The 17277-nt window shown below is 52.2% G+C and carries 14 protein-coding genes; 10 read left to right on the plus strand and 4 right to left on the minus strand.

Features of this window, described 5'->3' with window-relative positions:
- Positions 1-163: 163 nt before the first annotated feature.
- From BST81_RS13305 to BST81_RS13315, 3 genes are all read left to right on the plus strand, one after another.
- The gene (locus BST81_RS13305) at positions 164-3319 is read left to right on the plus strand and encodes a tetratricopeptide repeat protein (RefSeq protein ID WP_075598972.1); all 3156 of its coding nucleotides are present in this window, start codon (positions 164-166) and stop codon (positions 3317-3319) included.
- A gap of 118 nt (positions 3320-3437) precedes the next feature.
- A complete protein-coding gene (locus BST81_RS13310) occupies positions 3438-3905 on the plus strand; it encodes a tetratricopeptide repeat protein (protein WP_075598973.1) in 468 nt (155 codons plus the stop codon).
- Positions 3906-3930: 25 nt separating this feature from the next.
- Positions 3931-4701 carry a gamma-glutamyl-gamma-aminobutyrate hydrolase family protein gene (locus BST81_RS13315; RefSeq protein ID WP_075598974.1) on the plus strand — a complete coding sequence of 257 codons (771 nt, stop codon included), beginning with the start codon at positions 3931-3933 and terminating at the stop codon, positions 4699-4701.
- Here the strand turns inward: BST81_RS13315 and BST81_RS13320 are convergent.
- Positions 4680-6386 carry an alpha-amylase family glycosyl hydrolase gene (locus BST81_RS13320; protein ID WP_075598975.1) on the minus strand — a complete coding sequence of 569 codons (1707 nt, stop codon included), beginning with the start codon at positions 6384-6386 and terminating at the stop codon, positions 4680-4682. The two genes, BST81_RS13315 and BST81_RS13320, sit on opposite strands and share 22 nt — an antisense overlap.
- Before the next feature lie 426 nt (positions 6387-6812).
- Here BST81_RS13320 and BST81_RS13325 point away from each other — a divergent pair, with 426 nt between their 5' ends.
- The 4 genes from BST81_RS13325 (at position 6813) to BST81_RS13340 (ending at position 9911) form a co-directional block, all read left to right on the plus strand.
- Positions 6813-7436: a PEP-CTERM sorting domain-containing protein gene (locus BST81_RS13325; protein WP_143780332.1), complete on the plus strand. Its 624-nt coding sequence runs from the start codon at positions 6813-6815 to the stop codon at positions 7434-7436.
- A gap of 105 nt (positions 7437-7541) precedes the next feature.
- A complete protein-coding gene (locus tag BST81_RS13330; RefSeq protein ID WP_075598977.1) occupies positions 7542-9050 on the plus strand; it encodes an alkaline phosphatase PhoX in 1509 nt (502 codons plus the stop codon).
- Between the two features lie 56 nt (positions 9051-9106).
- Positions 9107-9655, plus strand: coding sequence for a hypothetical protein (locus BST81_RS28095; protein WP_171974754.1), 549 nt, complete (start codon positions 9107-9109; stop codon positions 9653-9655).
- Positions 9656-9707: 52 nt separating this feature from the next.
- Positions 9708-9911 (plus strand): MYXO-CTERM sorting domain-containing protein, encoded by a 204-nt coding sequence (locus BST81_RS13340; protein WP_216351318.1) that lies wholly within the window; start codon positions 9708-9710, stop codon positions 9909-9911.
- 103 nt (positions 9912-10014) lie between these two features.
- Here BST81_RS13340 and BST81_RS13345 read toward each other — a convergent pair whose 3' ends face one another.
- Positions 10015-11205: a glycosyltransferase family 4 protein gene (locus BST81_RS13345; RefSeq protein WP_075598979.1), complete on the minus strand. Its 1191-nt coding sequence runs from the start codon at positions 11203-11205 to the stop codon at positions 10015-10017.
- A 243-nt stretch (positions 11206-11448) separates the two neighbouring features.
- On the opposite strand from BST81_RS13345, the gene BST81_RS13350 reads away from it, so the two are divergent.
- From BST81_RS13350 to BST81_RS13360, 3 genes are all read left to right on the plus strand, one after another.
- Entirely contained in the window at positions 11449-11685 is a 237-nt protein-coding gene (locus BST81_RS13350; protein ID WP_075598980.1) for a hypothetical protein, read from the plus strand.
- Between the two features lie 101 nt (positions 11686-11786).
- Positions 11787-12971 (plus strand): histidine kinase, encoded by a 1185-nt coding sequence (locus tag BST81_RS13355; protein ID WP_075598981.1) that lies wholly within the window; start codon positions 11787-11789, stop codon positions 12969-12971.
- A 13-nt stretch (positions 12972-12984) separates the two neighbouring features.
- Positions 12985-14154: an FAD-dependent oxidoreductase gene (locus BST81_RS13360; RefSeq protein ID WP_083636850.1), complete on the plus strand. Its 1170-nt coding sequence runs from the start codon at positions 12985-12987 to the stop codon at positions 14152-14154.
- Here BST81_RS13360 and BST81_RS13365 read toward each other — a convergent pair.
- Complete coding sequence (locus tag BST81_RS13365) at positions 14133-14801, minus strand: putative N-acetylmannosamine-6-phosphate 2-epimerase (RefSeq protein ID WP_075598983.1); 669 nt, start codon at positions 14799-14801, stop codon at positions 14133-14135. The two genes, BST81_RS13360 and BST81_RS13365, sit on opposite strands and share 22 nt — an antisense overlap.
- Before the next feature lie 60 nt (positions 14802-14861).
- The gene (locus BST81_RS13370; protein ID WP_075599155.1) at positions 14862-17126 is read right to left on the minus strand and encodes an ATP-binding protein; all 2265 of its coding nucleotides are present in this window, start codon (positions 17124-17126) and stop codon (positions 14862-14864) included.
- Between the last annotated feature and the right edge of the window lie 151 nt (positions 17127-17277).

Below are 17277 nucleotides of genomic sequence, written 5' to 3' on the forward strand. Positions count from 1 at the left end.
GGAAGCTCGGATTAACGGGGCCATCCCGTCAATATTTATTTTCTGTAGATTATTCAAGATAATGCTCGCTATTTTTGAATTTTGACCTGTTCCAAGGGGGTTTCCTGATCGGCACCCTTCCGGCTTGAAAAGAGGGGTGTGAATCAGCAGCCTGAGGGATATTGTGGCAAAGCGTCGTTGGCTGGATATTGTCGAATACATATCATTTTCTGGTTCAGTCCTGGGATTGGTGGCCTCAGCAATTTCTCAGCAGGCCATTTTTGCTTCTGCTCCCTTAACCTTTTCAATTCTGCTGAACCTGGTGAATCGTCGTCGCCTGAACCAGGATATTGAAACTAAAATCCTTCCAGACTTAAATCACCTTAATGAGCAGACAGCTAAAGATAGTCAGGCCCTCCTATCTCTCCGGCGTAAAGTTCTGGCTCTGCCCACTCCCGATGATTTGGGAAATCTCAAAGAGGAGATGCTGAGCCGAGATCGGGATGACATGGCCAGACTGGATGCCCAGATTTCTGTGGTGCAATCGGAACTGAAGAGTCGTCTTGCTCCTCTGGAGAAACTTGATCTGAGCCCAATCCAGAGCAATCTGGCTCAATTACAAAACCGCACCACAGAGTTAGAAACGGCTCTGGGTAACTTGAACGATAGTCTGGAGACTGTGCCAACCGCAGATCGGGTGGAGTATTTGGAATCCACGATCGCGGATTTAGTTGCGGAACAGGGGCAGTTCACAACCAACCTGGAAGAACTGGCCAATCAGCCTCCGCCGGATTTTTCACCCTTACAGGAGCAGATCGATCGCCTGCACGGACTGTTTATTCAGTTGCCACCGCCCTTTAATCCTGCCCCGTTACAAGAAACAGTCCATATCTTGCGGCAGGAAATGGAACGATCGATCCAGATGATGAGTAGTTTGGTTCCTCGTCAGGAGTTAACCGTGCTCCTAACGGAGATAGAAAACCTACGCCAGCGCCAGCAGGGATTAGGACAGTCGGTGGTGCCATTGCGAGACGCAATCTCTGCGCTTCAGGGTCAGTTGGGTCGTCTGACCCAGGAGTTTAGCGATCGCATGGAACCCGGGTTACTGGAAGAACTCAGACGGACTCTGTTTAAAGTTGCCAGTAAAGTTAGAGATCTGCAACGTGAGGTTATTGCTTTTCAGCATACTGAGCAGACGGTTGCACCTCAACAGTTACAGAGTTTACAAACAGCGTTACAGGCAGAGATCATTTCCTATGCCGATGCCATGGGACGACAACTGGCCACAGTTCAGCAAGTGCTGGGGAATCTAGAACCCACCGTGCACCATTTACAGGGACAACCTCAGAAACTGGAGGTGGTGCAACAGGAACTGGAGACGTTACGGCAGTACTTGCAGTCCTTAGACCTGGAAGTCCAGTTAATGCGCGATCGACTTCCTGCCAAACCGCCAACTTCTGTCTCCGGGCTAGAAGAACTGCAGCAGCAACTAGAAGTGATGCAGCAGGCGATCCAGGGCTTAATTCGCCACCAGCAAATGGAGTCTGGCCCTGCAGATCCATTGCCGCAGGAGGATCCCGAAACAGACATTCTGGAAGTTCTGGCTATCCACAACGATCGACCAGACCATCGGTTTGGTAGCAATGGGATCAAGTTAGGAGGAGGGGATTCAACCTATGTTCAAGCAACGACACAGAGTCCGAATCCGCTGATAGCGACAGTTCAGCCGGAAGGATATGCACTCAGGACTGAGGAACTGGATAGTCAGACCTTGTTAGCGGAAGCCCTGGGAAAAGTTCAGGAGCGTCTGATCGTCATGAGTTCCTGGCTAGAACAATGTTCTCTGGATGATTCCCTATTTCAACGTCTAGAGCGACTCCTGCGACAGGGCATTCGAATTGATCTGGGGTGGAGTTTGTATAAAACACCAGAAACCCCGTTAATGATTCGCCGGATTAACCAGCAATGGATGGATGATTCTTGGCAGCAGGATGGGCTTTACGAAGCCTTAAAACACTTTAAGCAACTGGCTCAGGATTATCCAGAGCGCTTCAAGCTGAGGGCTTTGGCAACCCAGGAACGGTTGCTGGTTTGCGATCGTGCCTTTGCCATTCTGGTTCGCCATCCAACTCCTAGCAGTCTTCAGGAGGAAGAAGTCGGCCTCTGCACAGCCGATCCGGCTATTATTCAGCACCTAATTGACAGTTTTGATCGCTCAATTACGGATTCAGAAACGGCCCTGACCTGCTTTAAGCGGGCAGATACCCGTTACGATCTGGGAGATACGCAGGGCGTCATTGCAGATTACACCCGCGGCTTAAGCCTGGAGCCCAGCCAGGATATTGCCTTGAACAACCGGGGCGTGGCTTATTATCTTCTGGGGGGCCGGGAACGGGCGATCGAAGACTTTAACCATGCCCTGGAAATTAATCCAGGCAACGCCGACGCCTACTTTAATCGGGGAGTAGCCTGGGCGGAGTTGGGAGATAAGGAAGCGGCGATCGCGGACTATACCGAAGCCATTCGTCTGCATCCGGGGGATGCCATTGCCTATAACAATCGGGGCTTAGTCCGCTCTAAATTAGGGGATTATGAGGGCGCAGAGCAGGACTATACGGAGGCCATCGGTATCAACCCCAGCAGCAATGTCGCTTACAACAACCGGGGGCTAGTGCGATCGAAGTTAGGCAATAAGTCGGGGGCGATCGATGATTATACCGAAGCCCTGCGCCTCACCCCTGATGATGATACGGTCTACTTTAACCGGGGTGCAGTTCGAGCCAGTGTAGAAGACTATGAAGGAGCGATTGAGGACTATAGTGCCGCCATTCGATTTAACCCAGAGTTTGTCAATGCCTATAACAATCGGGGGTTTGTCTATCAAAAACTTGGCCATAAACAGGCTGCGATCGAAGACTTCAATCGAGCCTTGCAGATTAATCCTAACTTTGCCAATGCTTACAATAACCGGGGGACTGCCCGTTCTAAGTTGAAGGATTTCGAAGGGGCGATTAAGGATTTCAATCAGGCACTCCAGATTAATCCCAACTTTGCCAATGCTTACAATAATCGGGGGACCGCCCGTTCCAAGTTGAAGGACTTTTCAGGGGCGATTCAGGATTTCAACCGGGCCCTTCAGGTCAATCCCCATTTCGCCAATGCCTACAATAACCGGGGCCTGGCCCGTTCTGATATCGGGGATATGACCGGTGCGATCGAAGACCTGATCAAAGCAGGCGAGTTATTCCGGGACCAGGGGGATCTGGCAGGTAGTCAGCAGGCGATCAAGGCAGCCCAGCGACTGCAGCACCAATCCAGTCTGGCGGATATGCCTTATTAAGATAGGCAGGGATTGGAACTCTACCGCCCAACCTTGCCCATTCCCTGCACCCGATCGTCAAGACTGATATAGTGGAATCCAACGCAGAATCCAAGAGAAATATCCCTGTATCAGTGCTATGAATAGGCCAAATATTGATTTGCTGCTGGAGGATCTAAAAAAACCAGATGAAGGCCTGCGAGAACGGGCTACAGAAGAGCTCTGGCGCATCTGGTTTGAGCAAAAAGGGGTTTATGGACTGGACTTAATTCGACGCAGCCAGGTGCTTTTGCAGGGTGGGCAATTGGATGAAGCAGAAGAACTGCTGACCGGGTTGGTCAAGGATCAGCCTGATTTTGCTGAAGCCTGGAACCGTCGAGCCGTTCTCTACTACGTCCGAGGAGAGTACCACAAGGCGATCGCCGATTGTGAACAGGTTATCCACCTAAACCCGATCCATTTTGGGGCTTTCCATGGTCTGGGTCTGTGCCACGCCGCTCTAGGAGATTACCTGACAGCGATCCAGTCCTTTCGCAAGGCGTTAGAAATTCAGCCCTATGCGATCGTCAACCAGAAATTAATCCTGGAATGTACAACCAGACTTTAAGTAACCAGGCACAGGTTCAAGCTTCATGAAGAAATCGCCAATTATTGGGATCACGACCTTTAGCGGCAATGAGGTGAGGGAATTTACGCTACCAGGCACCTATATTGATGCGGTGCGGGGGGCAGGTGGGGTGCCAGTGTTATTGCCTCCTGGTGAGGGTGAAATTCAACACCTGCTGGGCGTGGTAGATGGGCTAATTTTTTCAGGTGGAGGGGATATTGACCCAACCCGCTATGGTGGGGAACATCATCCCATGGTTTACCTGGTGAATCCCGAGCGAGATGACTTCGAACTGGCTCTGGCAAAAGCGGCGCTGCAGGCTCATGTTCCCGTTCTAGGAATTTGCCGAGGGTCGCAAATTTTGACGATCGCCAGTGGAGGAACCCTGGTTGCCCATGTTCCCGATCTGTACAGTACGACTGTGGGGCATCGCCATGAGCATCCCAGCCGTCCGATCGAACATGAGGTTGCCCTGGAGCCAGACAGCCGGTTAGCCAAAATTTTGGGTGAAACCAAGGTCATGGTTGTCTCCTGGCATCATCAGGCCGTGCAGCAAGTGCCCGCTGATTGGCAGGTGGTGGCGCGGGCCAGAGATGGCGTCGTGGAAGCCATGGAGCACCAGAGCCATCCCTGGGCGATCGCCGTCCAGTGGCATCCAGAGATGTCTGCCCCTGAGTCTGTTCATCCCCAACTGTTTCAAGCCTTGATTCAGGCTGCCAGCCAGTCTAGGGTCCCATCAGAACCGGAGACACCCGTTCCCATCCAGCGGATGGACTATGTCAAAATCACGAATTGATTTGGGGCAAGATTCAACTGCACGAAGCAGGACCGGTTACCTGGAGCAGGGTGCTCCTGAACAGTCACGGTGCCGTCTTGGCCGTACAGAAACTGCAGGGTCGTTCCAATCGGGTGGATGTTGTTATCGACCACCACAAAGTCCTGACGAGCTTCAGTGGCCGAAGTGTTGTAAGCAATCAGCACTTCCTGCCCCGCTAGAATGCGGGAAAAGGCCAGGGTACAGGGTTGTCCTTCTGGCAGGCCAAAATCATGCCCATTGTCAGAGACTTCTCGAAAATACATGCGGCCAAATCTGAGGGCCTCATGGGCTTGATTCACCCGAGCAATTTTGGCAATTTCCTGATAGATCTGGCAATTCTGATTCAGATAGTTGGTTTGTGAATCCTCCAGATCAAACAGTGCTTCTCGAATAAATTCATCTCCCGGTCCCTGCCCCGAAAGTCCCTGCTCAGTCCCATAGTAAATACAGGGAGTACCCAAGGCGCAAAGCAGATACCCCACTCCCGCAATGACCTGGAGATGGGGCGTCTCCGCTGCAAAGCGGCGCTTATAATCCTGGCCGATCTGATCGTGATTATCCAGAAACGTAATCAGGTATCGTCCCAACTCCCCTTGGCTCAGCGCCCGTTGACGCTGAGCCTCATAGCGGTTGATCAGGTCAACCGGAGAGCTAAATCCTTTAATCACTCCCGGCAACGTCCAGTACAGGGGGAAATCCAGCACTGAAGTCAGGCCAAAATATACAGTTTTACTATTGTGCTGAGTGGGTGTATTAGGACCAATGTAGCGATTGATCGCATCATCTCCCCCCACCAGTTCCCCAAATAGTAAAAACCAGCGTTTGTTTAAGCGGTAGGCGTACTCACGGATTTCCGAGCAGAAGCGAGCAACCGCCAGTTCACCCATGTGCTTCACAGCGTCCATGCGGAAGCCATCGATGTCTGCTTCACGCATCCAGTAGCAGTGGGCCTTGATCAGAATCTCCTGCAGTTCCAGCCCATCGGGATCGTCATCATTATTGAAGCCCTTGAGGGAAAAGAAGTCCCCATGCTGGGTTTCAGGGTAAGCATCCCAGTTACGAATTTCTCCCCGACGGTGGTAGTAATTGGGATTGCGCAGTTCTAAAGGAACAGGCCGATCGCTCCGACGCCAGGCCCCAAAGGGAAATGGTCGGTCATGGTCATAGAAGTAGGGATGGCCCCCCAGATAGTACCAGTTGTCCCCGGAATGGTTCACAACCACATCCAGAAACACCCGAATGTCCTGGCTGTGGGCGGCATCTACCAGATCGATCAGATCCTGTTTGCTCCCAAAGCGGGGATCAATATCCAGGTAGTTCTGGATAGCGTAGCCGTGATACTTATCTGAATTGCGATCGGGGGCCTCATTGTTTTCAAACACCGGACTCAACCACAGAGCCGTACAACCCAGGTTCTTGATGTAATCCAGGTGATTCAGAATGCCTTTGAGCGTTCCCCCACAGAATTTTTTCAACTGGGCCTGAGTGCCGCTCCCCCTGGAGGGTTCTGGAATATTGACCGGCTTGCGATTCCGATCGTCGTGAAAGCGATCCACCATCAAGAAGTAGATGAATTCTTCACGCCACTCCCGATCGCAGTTCCAGTATTTCTTGCCCGGAATCGGGGTCAAATCAATATCAGCGATGGAGGTTGGCCCGCTCATCTATAGAACCTCTGCTTAAGAATCAATTAACTATCATCAGACCTGGGTTCCGGGATTCTTCACCCATGGAGCAATACCCGGAACGATAGGATAAATCGCTCAGTAGAATCAACCTGCTTATATAAAGTTTTGATGAAGTTACCTATCAGGGCCAGATTGTTTCTGGCTCCCAGACTTGTCTTTGACTGTGATCCACCTTACATCAAAATTGTGAAGTTTATGTGAAGCTGCTTCAACAACACCCGTGGTTGTCAAGCAAGACGGGTAGGATCAGCCTTGAAATTTTTGCCGGTGTTTTTTTCCGTCAGAAAACCATTAGATATTCGGTTGCCTGAACGATCCCAGAAGGACTCTTGCTTCACAGGGCTAAGGAAATTTTTGATTGAATCGCAGCCCTTAACTGTTTGATAGTTACGTGGAGTTTTATTGGAGCTTACAGTAATGAAGAATATGCTCAGAGAGGCGACCGCTGTAGTGGCTGTCGGGAGTTTTTTTGTTGCTTTAGTTGCAGGTGAGGTTCAACAGGCTACTGCTGCTACGGTGGCGTATGATTTTGAGATTAATTTGACCAGTGGGACGTTTGCAGGGCAAACAGGTTTTGGTCAGGTTACTTATGACGATGCAGTTTTGACTGGTTTTGGTGAAGAGATTATTGAAGTTGATGATGGGCTATCCATTGTTTTCAATTTCGCAGGCCAGGACTATACCGAAGCAGATGATGTTGGTTTTGATCCGGCTGTTTTCCCTTCTGCGTTTTTCAATAACGGCGTCCTGAACGGGATTGATTTTGTAGTGCCTGTGTTGCCTAATACAGCACTCTGGTTGACCAATAATGCCAGCTTTTCTGATCCTGCCAACCCAGGCTGTGAGCTTAAGCTGGGCGTTTGTGAAGGCACGATCGACACCAATGGTATTTTCTCTGCTTCCACAGCAAATTCTGTCGGTGCTGTAACCTACGTTTTAGTTCCCGAACCAGCTACCCTGGCAGGTCTGCTGTCTCTCAGCACCTTGGGTATCGCTCTGGGACGTAAGCGTAAACAAGCCGCTTAGCTTTAGATTCGCATTTCCAACCCATTAGCTTGATGGTAATTTTGGCAGAACGAAAAATCTGCTGTTATTTCCACGCATCTGTCGTAATGTCTATCAGGTAAAACGATGAGTTTCTCTAGACGCAAGTTCTTAACGGTAGCTAGCGCATCTGCTGCTGGTGTAACCATGGTTTCCCCTCTGGAAGCTTTCTATGCCCGAGTTGCTCAGGGGCAAAACGTCGGGACTGTTGGCTTTGGTCCCCTGGTTCCCAAGCCCGCCCTCAATGCCCAGGATCTGAAGAATACGATTCTGGGAGATCTGAGTAAGGAAGCCTTGCTTTCCCTACCTGCAGGGTTTAACTACACTGTCCTGTCCATGACAGGGATGCCCATGAGCGATGGAACGCTAGTTCCGGCGGGGCATGATGGGATGGCTGCTTTCCCAGGTCCCAATAACACCATTGTTCTGGTGCGTAACCACGAATTAAGCAGCGCCCTACCGGCTAACTATAATTACCCAGTTTCCGGGGGACCCCGTTACTCGGAAGGCTCTCCTGGTGGTACTACGACTCTGGTGGTAGGTCCCGATCGTAAACTGCAGAAGCACTTTGTTTCCCTGGCTGGCAGCCGGACCAACTGCGCCGGTGGCCCTACCCCCTGGGGCACCTGGATCACCTGTGAGGAAACCTTCTCAACCACCACCAGCAATGGGACTCCAGTCCGACATGGCTATAGCTTTGAGGTGGTTGCAGACCCCAACTCAGGGGTGGTGACCCCCGTTCCCCTGGTGGCTATGGGCCGTTTCAGCCATGAAGCCATTGCCGTAGACCCCAAAACTGGCTATGTCTATGAAACAGAAGACCGAGGTGATAGCTGCTTCTATCGCTTCATCCCCGCAGTGGGTAAGCCCACCAAACCGGGTGATCTGGCTATGGGCGGCACTCTCTACGCTCTGAAGGTCAAGGATAAGCCCAAGTTCAACACCACCAACAATCCATTCCAGGGAGGTACCCCCGGCCTGGTTAAAGTGGGTGAAACCCTTTCAGTGGAGTGGGTTCAAATCGATAATCCCGACCCCAATTCTGAGAGTGCCAGCACCGGTGTGGGTGTTCGTTATGAAGCCCAGGCCAAAGGGGCCGCCACTTTCTTCCGGGGCGAAGGATGCTGGTATGGCAACGGTCTGATTTACTTTGTGGCCACCCAGTCTGGACCTCCCGCTGTCCAAAATCTACCTTCCCCTCCCGGCAACGGGCGTGGGAATGGTCAGGTTTGGGCCTACAACCCGGCAAAGGAGACCCTGACCCTGGTCGTTGAAGCGGCAGCCAGTGGAACGTTGCTGGATGAGCCCGACAACGTAACCGTGACCCCCTTTGGGGATCTGTTCCTGTGCGAAGACAGCAGCGATGACTTCCAATACATTGTAGGCGTAAACGCAAAGGGTGAACTCTATCAGTTCGCCCAGAACACCCTCTTCTCCAAAGTCACTAACGATCCGGCGAAACAGCCTTTTGTGGGTAACGAATTTGCCGGAGCCTGCTTCTCACCTGATGGTCAGACCCTCTTTGTAAACATCCAAACTCCAGGGCTGACCTTTGCCATTTGGGGTCCCTGGGCCAGAAAGGGTCGCTCCAGATAGACCCTGTCCCCCCATTTCATGACCTTCATGCAGGGGGCGCAAGCCTCCTGCATTCTATGGCCATGGTTGGAGAAGTATCAGCATGGCTATTTCTAGAGAACTTGTTAGGCGTTATGGCGAAGCACCTTAAACCCCGATCGCAATCTGTCAGAAATCTAAGTTGGTCTATCTGTACGATCGGCCTACTCTATCAACTACCATTTGCCCATATTCAACCTGCTTCTGCGGCAGAACCGCGCTCCGTTGATTTGCCCTGTTATATGCAAACGACAAGTGGGCAGATCATCAACTTGAGTGCATTATGTAGTCAAAACCCTATAAATTCTTTGTCGGCAATGGATCGGCAGTTTTTGACCAATTATCAGGTTTTTTTAAAGCAGCGATTGAATGCACCATCTTACTCACCAAATTTATCCAGCTCCTATTTATCGACCTCTTTATCTCGCTTGCAGAAGAATCCTCGCATAGTGGTTGATCAAGCCAAGCGAGTCTGTCAGGATCTGCAATCAGGGTTGTCACCTGATCAACTCCAGGTATTCAGCGTTGAAGATGAAATTGTCAACAATCTGGCGCTTGAATTCTACTGTAAAGAATTTCATAACTAGAAGAGGTTGCAACCGCGATGGTGTCGCTGAGTCGATCGCCCGCTGGGCCAGCATGTCCACCAAAGGAGCTGAACCAACTGGTCTGTACTTCGATAAATTCAACCCCAATGTGGCCTACGTTAACGTTCAGCATGCAGACAGCGATGTCGATCGCACCATTCAGATTACGGCTGTTCCCGATCAGGGAGCTTCTGCTATGACGCTGGCTGGTCTGGGTCTGCTGGGTGCTGCAGTACTCCGCCGCAAACGTCAGTAACGGATACTCATTGAGCCAATGTCATTGGCATGAATAGGGGTGTGGGGGGGCTCCCCCTGCACCCTCTGTGCTGACAAATCAGGCGGCTGGGATGCCTGCCCGTTCAAGTCCATTCCACCTGAGCCCGTTCGTGTAGCACCCGACCATAGACGGCTTCAGTCTGCTGGGCCAGTTTGGGCCAGCTAAAGCGGCGCTCCAGGTCTTCATAAGCATTGTGCGTCAGCCATTGGGCATAGGCCGGATTCTTTAAGACTTCCAGAATGCCCCAGGCCAGAGAATCTGGATTGTTGGTCCAGGTAACCACACCCGTTTTGCTATGTCGGACCACCTCAGGCAACCCTCCCGTATCAGAAACGACGACAGGCACCCGCGCTGCAAAACTTTCCAGGGCCACAATGCCAAAGGGCTCATACAGGCTGGGGAAAACGGCACAATCTGCCACCATCTGGAATTTGTCCAGATCCTGATCAGACATAAACCCTGTGAAATAACACTTGTGCCAGATCCCGCTATCCCAGGCTTGATGCTTTAACTGATCGGCATTGCCCCCACCAATAATCACGAACTTGGCCTGTCCTCCCATTTCCCACAACACCTTGGGTGCAGCTCGCAACAGGACTGAAATGCCCTTTTCATAGGCAATTCGGCCCACATAGTAAATAATTTTTTCATGATCCGCCGCGAATCGCCGCCGAAACCCCCAATAGTCAAAATTGGGTGGAAGTTGCTTTTTCTCCCGTCGGATCCCGTTATAAACCACATCAATCTTGTTCCAGGGACTACCCAGAGCCCGCTCGACCTCCCGACGCATATAGTCTGAACAAACAATAACGCGCCAGGCATTATAAACCAGTTCCCGTTCCTTCGCATTAATGTAGCGCTGGGTATCATTGTGGATTCCATTGTAGCGACCATATTCTGTAGCATGGACTGTCGCCACCAGGGGGATTTTGAAGGTGTGCTTGAGGGCGATCGCGGCATCCGCCACCAACCAGTCATGGGCGTGGATAATGTCGAAAGGGCCATCTTCCAGAATCACCTTACCGCTATGCTGGCCCATGCTTTCGTTCATGTTTCCCACCCAGTGGAAGAAGCTATGGGCCGATCCAACTGGGATCCGATGCACATGCATGCCATCTACCCTTTCATAATGGGGAGCCTGACCGAACTCAACCGTAATCAGGTAAACCTGATGCCCTTGCTTGACGAGTTCAGGATAGAGTTCCGCAACATGACGGGCGATTCCTCCTACAATCCGGGGAGGAAACTCCCAGGCGAGCACTAGAATCTTCATCGATCCCACTTGGCTAAACTGTACATATCTCTATTCTCTAGTAATTTTTCTGTTCAAGCCTATGATGAAACTGCTGGCAATTCTACTGTCTTCCCTGGGAGAGAGTGACCTGAATCACCGAAAAACCTATATTCTCCCTCTTCGACTGTAGAAAGGATAGATCTGCTCTGTAGCCATGGTTTCTGAGAGGCTGTTTTAATGGTGTAGATCATCCCTTACTGCTCAACAGGAGCACTGAATATCATGAGTTTGATTGCCTGGATCGTGAGTTTTGCCCTTACCAGTCTGTTTTGGAAATGGGTTTTGAGTTGGGGTGGGGCTGAATGGCTGGAAGGCTGGAAGGCTTTCTTCGTGATCGACTTGTTTGCTGGGTTCTGGTCGGCAAAGCAAATTAAGCTGTACGGATTGATTTGCTGGATAGGTTCTGGTATCTGGTTCGTCGTGGGGCTGATCTGGCCCGCAATGCGATTCCACTGGTAAATTCTTCCCTTCAGAGAGACAAATTCCCAGGAAATCCTTTCCAGATGATATGAAAGTACCCAGAACACGATAGGCTAGTCTAAGAAAGATTAAGAGATTGCATGCAAGCATCTCCTCCCAAACAATTCAATCGAAAAGAGGTTCCTCTACAACTCCTTCTTTTTGTCGATAAACGTCCCAGTTCAGCTGAGCAAATTCGTCAGATTCGAGATTGCCTGGAGGAACTGCGGTCAGATTTTCATTTTGATCTGCAAGTTGTCGATGTGGGGGAACAGCCGTATTTAGCTGAGCATTTTAAGCTGGTTGCCACACCCAGCTTGATTAAGATTCATCCAGAACCCCGTCAGGTGATTGCCGGAAGTGACCTGGTGAGTAAGTTGATGGGTTGTTGGCCCCGCTGGCGACGATCGGCTGAGGATTATACCACCGACTTTAATCCTGCTGTTGGGCTAATGGAGCAGGCCGTTTCAGAGGTAGATCCATCCGGTGGTTCTATTGCCTATTCGGCTGAACTCCTCCGCCTTTCCGATGAGATTTTCCGCCTCAAACAGGAGAAGGAAGAACTGCTGGGGCAACTCCAGTTCAAGGATCGGATCATTGCCATGCTGGCCCATGACTTGCGGAATCCCCTGACGGCGACCTCCATTGCCCTGGAAACCCTGGAAATGGCCCTTAATCCCAAAGATGGCCAGCCCTCCCGGTTACCGCCTGGGATGATCAACCAGTTACTCAAACATGCCCGTACCCAGACGCGGGCGATCGATCGACTGATCACGGATATTCTCCAGGCAGCCAGAGGAACCCAGGCGGAGCTTCGCATCCAATTTCGCCAGTTGGATCTGGGAGAACTGTGCCAGGACGTGCTGGACTCTCTGCGGGGGCGGATGCAGGGGAAAGCTCAGCAACTGGAACTCGATATTCCCTCAGATTTGCCCCCCGTCCATGCTGATGCGGAGCGGGTACGGCAGGTCGTCATTAATTTGCTGGACAATGCCATCAAATACACTCCCCACGAAGGGACGATCAGACTCTCGATTCTGCATCGCACCACCCAAAAGGTGCAGGTCAGTATTTGCGATAACGGCCCCGGGATTCCAGAAGAAGACCGGGAAGTGATCTTTGAAGATCACTTCCGACTGAAGCGGGATGAAGCTGCCGAGGGCTATGGGATTGGTCTGTCCCTTTGCCGCCGTATTATTCGAGCCCATTACGGTCAAATTTGGGTGGATACCGATCCGACCCATGGCAGTTGTTTCCATTTCACCCTGCCAGTGTTTCGATCGTAGGATGAGTCAAACAATGCCAACCCAAGATCTGGTCCTGATTGGGGGGGGCCACAGTCACGCGATCGCCCTGCGGCTGTTTGGCCAGAAGCCCTTACCGGGCATCCGGCTCACCTTACTGACGGAACAGGCAGATACGGCCTACTCCGGGATGTTGCCAGGCCATATTGCCGGGTTGTATCACCATCAGGAATGCCACATCGATCTGCGAGCCCTAACTCAGTTTGCCGGGGCGGTAATCTTGCTGGATCGGGCGATCGGCCTGAATCTGGCACGTCAGCAGATTTTCTGTGCCGATCGATCCCCCATCCGATTTGATTGGGTGTCGATCGATATTGGGAGTACACCAACCTTACCCGTCGTTTTCCAGGCCACTGCCCCTGGGATCAATATTCCCATCAAACCCGTGGCCCAATTTCTGCAACAATGGCAGCAGGTGATCCAGGAGGTGGCAAACCATCCCCATCGTCCCCTCAGTTTGGGCATCGTCGGCGGTGGGGTAGGTGGGGTGGAATTAGCCCTGGCTCTGCAGCAGCGTCTAGAGCAGCTTCTGGCCAGCCCTGAACTCCTGACCCTACACCTGTTCCAGCGGGGGTCTACCCTTCTGTCTGGCCACAGCATCTTTGTACAGCAGACTTTTGACCGAATTTTGCTCGATCGGGGGATCTCAGTCCATTGCAAAGAAACCGTCTGTGCGGTAGCCCAGCATCAGGTGATCTGTAAATCCGGGCTGGCCGTAACCTGTGATCGGGTGTTCTGGGTCACTGAAGCCAGCGCCCCTGAATGGCTGAGAGAATCCGGGCTGGCTGTCGATCAGCGGGGTTTTCTCCAGGTCCATCCTACCCTGCAATCGACGTCCCATCCTCAGGTCTTTGCTGCCGGGGACATTGCCACGATCGTGGGGTATCCCCGACCCAAGGCAGGTGTTTTTGCCGTGCGCCAGGGAAAGCCCCTGTTTGAGAATCTCTGTCGGGTTCTGCAAGGTCGCTCCCTCCAGCCCCATTACCCCCAACAACGGTATCTGAGTTTGATTGGAACTGGAGGGACAACAAACACACCTCCCAAGGCCATCGCCTCCTGGGGGCCACTGGGGATTGGCCCTTCTCCTCTCCTGTGGCAATGGAAAGACTGGATCGATCGACGGTTTATGGCTCAGTTCCAGAACTATCCGCAGGCAGCCCGGTAGGCCCGCACCTGCTGCTCAATCCCGGTGATGGCGGTGCCCACCACGATCGCATAAGCGCCCAAGTCCAGAGCCTGTTTGGCCATCTGGGGGGAAGCAATGCCTCCTTCACAGAGGATGGGCAGGGGAAGCTGGTCCACCAGTTGCTGCAGTAACTCAAAGCCCGGTGGGGTGAGGTGGCGGGTGGCTGCAGTGTAACCGTAGAGGGTGGTGCCAATCAGATCGGCACCAGCCGCTGCAGCAGCGATCGCCGCCTCCAGGGTATCGACATCCGCCATCACCGGGCGATGCAGTTCGCTATGGATTTGGGCGATCAGGGTGGCCACCGTTTCGCCCCCGGGCCGATCGCGCCGGGTGGCATCGATCGCGATGATATCGGCTCCGGCTGCTGCGATCGCGGCAGCATGATGGAACTGGGGGGTAATGTACACCTCAAAATCTGGATCCGGTTGTTTCCAGAGACCAATCAGGGGAGCTTGAACCCGCTGCCGCACAGCTCGAATATGGGTGGGGGTGTCAATGCGTACTCCCACTGCCCCCTGCTGGATCGCGGCCTGGGCCATGGCTGCGATCACGATCGGATCGTGCAAGGGAGACGCCACCGGAGCCTGACAGGAAACAATCAGTCCTCTTCCCAGGATGTTTAGCATACTGACTATCGTATCGCCACTTTAAATCCCCTCCTGGGAGAGGTGGGAAGGGGACCGGAATCAGGGGTTACTTCCGATCGCTGGGGTTGGGGTGCCCAACAGAGCCGCCAGACGATTGATGAATTGCTCCGGTTGGATGGGTTTTGTCAGATAATCATCTGCGCCTAACTCAGACAGGTGCTCCGGCGGGATGGGTTTATCAATCAGGGCCATGATCTTAACGTGCCTGACCAGTGGCGTCTCCCGTAAAGATCGAATAATATCACTCCCCGTGATACTGGGCAGTTGCATGGCGGTAATCACCGCTAGAGGCTGCAGCATTTTAATTTGCCGAATCGCGGTTGTCCCTTCTACAATCCAGACCACCTGATAATTCGCAGCCGTCAGGAGATCACAGAGAAGCATGGCATCCTCTTCCTGTTCCTCAATCAGAATGATTTGCCCCTTGTCTATCTTGGCTTCGGGGAGGACTTTATCCGGTTCAGTCTCACTGGGTTCAGCCGTTCGAGGGGGTAACCAGACCGTGAACATGGAGCCAATTCCCAGATTGGACTCCACCTCAATTCGCCCCCCATGGAGTTCAGCCAGTTGTTTGGTCAGGGCCAATCCTAGCCCGGTGCCTTCGTATTCCCGATCGTAGGAGGTATCGAGCTGCTGGAATTTGTTAAACAGGAGGGGTTTTTGATGATCGGCTATCCCGATCCCGGTATCTTCCACCTGGAAAACGGCAGTTTTTCCCTCCAGCCACGATCTCAAGATCACCTTCCCCCCGGCAGGGGTAAACTTGATGGCATTGCTGAGTAAATTGAGCAGGATCTGCTTAATGCGACGACGATCGCCGGTAAACGTATCCTGTTGAGGAATAATGCTGACCTCCAAAACCAATTCAACTTCGTGTCGCTGGGCTTCTTCCTGCAGAGTCTGCAGACTCTGCTGAGCCAAACGACTGAGGGAAAACTCGGTAATGCGGAGAACAGCTTTCCCGGCTTCTACCTGGGAAAGGTCGAGAATGTCGCTGATCAGAGCCATCAGATGACTCCCACTATTGTGAATGATCTGCAGATAGCGCCGTTGCCGATCGTTCAGATCTCCCAGGGGCCAGCGGAGCAGGGTTTCTGACATGCCGATGATGCAGGTGAGGGGCGTTTTGAGTTCATGGCTCATCGCAGCCAGAAAATCGCTTTTGGCCCGGTTGGCAGCTTCCGCCGTCTCCATGGCATCGTATAACTCCTGGGTTCTGCGCACAACCCGTTGTTCCAGATGCCCCTTCTCTTGTTGGATCTGGTTATATAGTTTGGCCTGGTAGATGGCAATTTCCAACTGACGGGCAATGTGCTGAAGAAATTCCTGTTCATTGTCCAACCAGTAGCGGGGGTGAAAACACTGGTGGGCAATTAAGAGGCCCCAAAGCTCATCTTGGACCACGATCGGCACAATCAATTTAGCGCGCACCTGAATCTGACGCAGCATGCTCAGGAGGCAATGGGATTTAGGATAGCTGGTTTCAATGTCAGAGACAGCCTGGGTCAGCCCCCGCCGATACTTCTCTCGAGAATCCGATACTTGAATAAAGCAGAGATCCCCTTCAGTCCAGTGGAGCACGGAAAGAATCTCGTCTCCCGATCGGGATTCATGGGTAATGCGGCCACAATTGGGGGACTGGCTGGCGGGTTGAACAGGGTTCGTACTATTGTCAAATTGATAGATCAGCAGTCGATCCAACTTCAGGAAGGGGCGAACCTGCTGCACAGCAGTCTCCAGAATGATCGGAAGTTCCAGACTTTGCCGAATCTGAGCACTGACCTGATTCAGCAGTCGTTCCTGTTCAACCTGCTGTCGCAGGGCTTCTTCTACCGGACGACAAACAGGGGGATATATGGTGGTGGACCCTTCGGCGGCTGCGCCGGTCAGAACTTCAACCAGATGCAGGGTAAATTCACTTTGCAGACCCGGATCATTGGGTTGCAGGATTGTTCTGGCCTGCTCCAGCTTTTGCTGCACGAGCGGATCTGGGTCAGTCTGGTCCAGACGATCGAGAAAGGCTGCGATCGCACCTGATTCAAAGGTCAAGGCCACATCATAGGTCGTTAAATCGGCTGCCCGGAAGCGGCCCACCAGCAGGGCACTAAAGTTTGGCGAAGCCAGTAGCGCAAACTCAGCCACTTGATCTGAGGTTAAAATAGTCGGGTTGATCAGCCACTCTTCGGTCAGGAATACCCCTGTCTCAGGCTGAGGTTGCCCCATCTCTTGGAGTAAATTCCGCAATTGCTGAAAGGTGGTTCGAGTCAGGGTTCGAGTCAGGGGATGGGCGGAAGAGTTGGCCATGCGAAAAGCAGATGAGCAAGTTGGATCAGCAGCACCTGTATAAAAAGCATCGGTCGAACTCACAAATCAAGTTAAGGTATGAGTTGCGTCTGATCGCTTTCCTAAATTGTCAGAGAACAATTATCAAATCAGCATATCTTAAACTTTTAAA

The sequence above is a fragment of the Leptolyngbya sp. 'hensonii' genome (genome assembly GCF_001939115.1).
Lineage (GTDB): Bacteria > Cyanobacteriota > Cyanobacteriia.

What these genes read in the sequence shown, in the direction of transcription:
- BST81_RS13310 (WP_075598973.1), top strand. Translation starts at nt 3,438, where the DNA reads ATGAATAGGCCAAATATTGATTTGCTGCTGGAGGATCTAAAAAAACCA.
- BST81_RS13315 (WP_075598974.1), top strand. Translation starts at nt 3,931, where the DNA reads ATGAAGAAATCGCCAATTATTGGGATCACGACCTTTAGCGGCAATGAG.
- BST81_RS13320 (WP_075598975.1), bottom strand. Translation starts at nt 6,386, where the DNA reads ATGAGCGGGCCAACCTCCATCGCTGATATTGATTTGACCCCGATTCCG.
- BST81_RS13330 (WP_075598977.1), top strand. Translation starts at nt 7,542, where the DNA reads ATGAGTTTCTCTAGACGCAAGTTCTTAACGGTAGCTAGCGCATCTGCT.
- BST81_RS28095 (WP_171974754.1), top strand. Translation starts at nt 9,107, where the DNA reads ATGGCCATGGTTGGAGAAGTATCAGCATGGCTATTTCTAGAGAACTTG.
- BST81_RS13340 (WP_216351318.1), top strand. Translation starts at nt 9,708, where the DNA reads ATGTCCACCAAAGGAGCTGAACCAACTGGTCTGTACTTCGATAAATTC.
- BST81_RS13345 (WP_075598979.1), bottom strand. Translation starts at nt 11,205, where the DNA reads ATGAAGATTCTAGTGCTCGCCTGGGAGTTTCCTCCCCGGATTGTAGGA.
- BST81_RS13350 (WP_075598980.1), top strand. Translation starts at nt 11,449, where the DNA reads ATGAGTTTGATTGCCTGGATCGTGAGTTTTGCCCTTACCAGTCTGTTT.
- BST81_RS13355 (WP_075598981.1), top strand. Translation starts at nt 11,787, where the DNA reads ATGCAAGCATCTCCTCCCAAACAATTCAATCGAAAAGAGGTTCCTCTA.
- BST81_RS13360 (WP_083636850.1), top strand. Translation starts at nt 12,985, where the DNA reads ATGCCAACCCAAGATCTGGTCCTGATTGGGGGGGGCCACAGTCACGCG.
- BST81_RS13365 (WP_075598983.1), bottom strand. Translation starts at nt 14,801, where the DNA reads ATGCTAAACATCCTGGGAAGAGGACTGATTGTTTCCTGTCAGGCTCCG.
- BST81_RS13370 (WP_075599155.1), bottom strand. Translation starts at nt 17,126, where the DNA reads ATGGCCAACTCTTCCGCCCATCCCCTGACTCGAACCCTGACTCGAACC.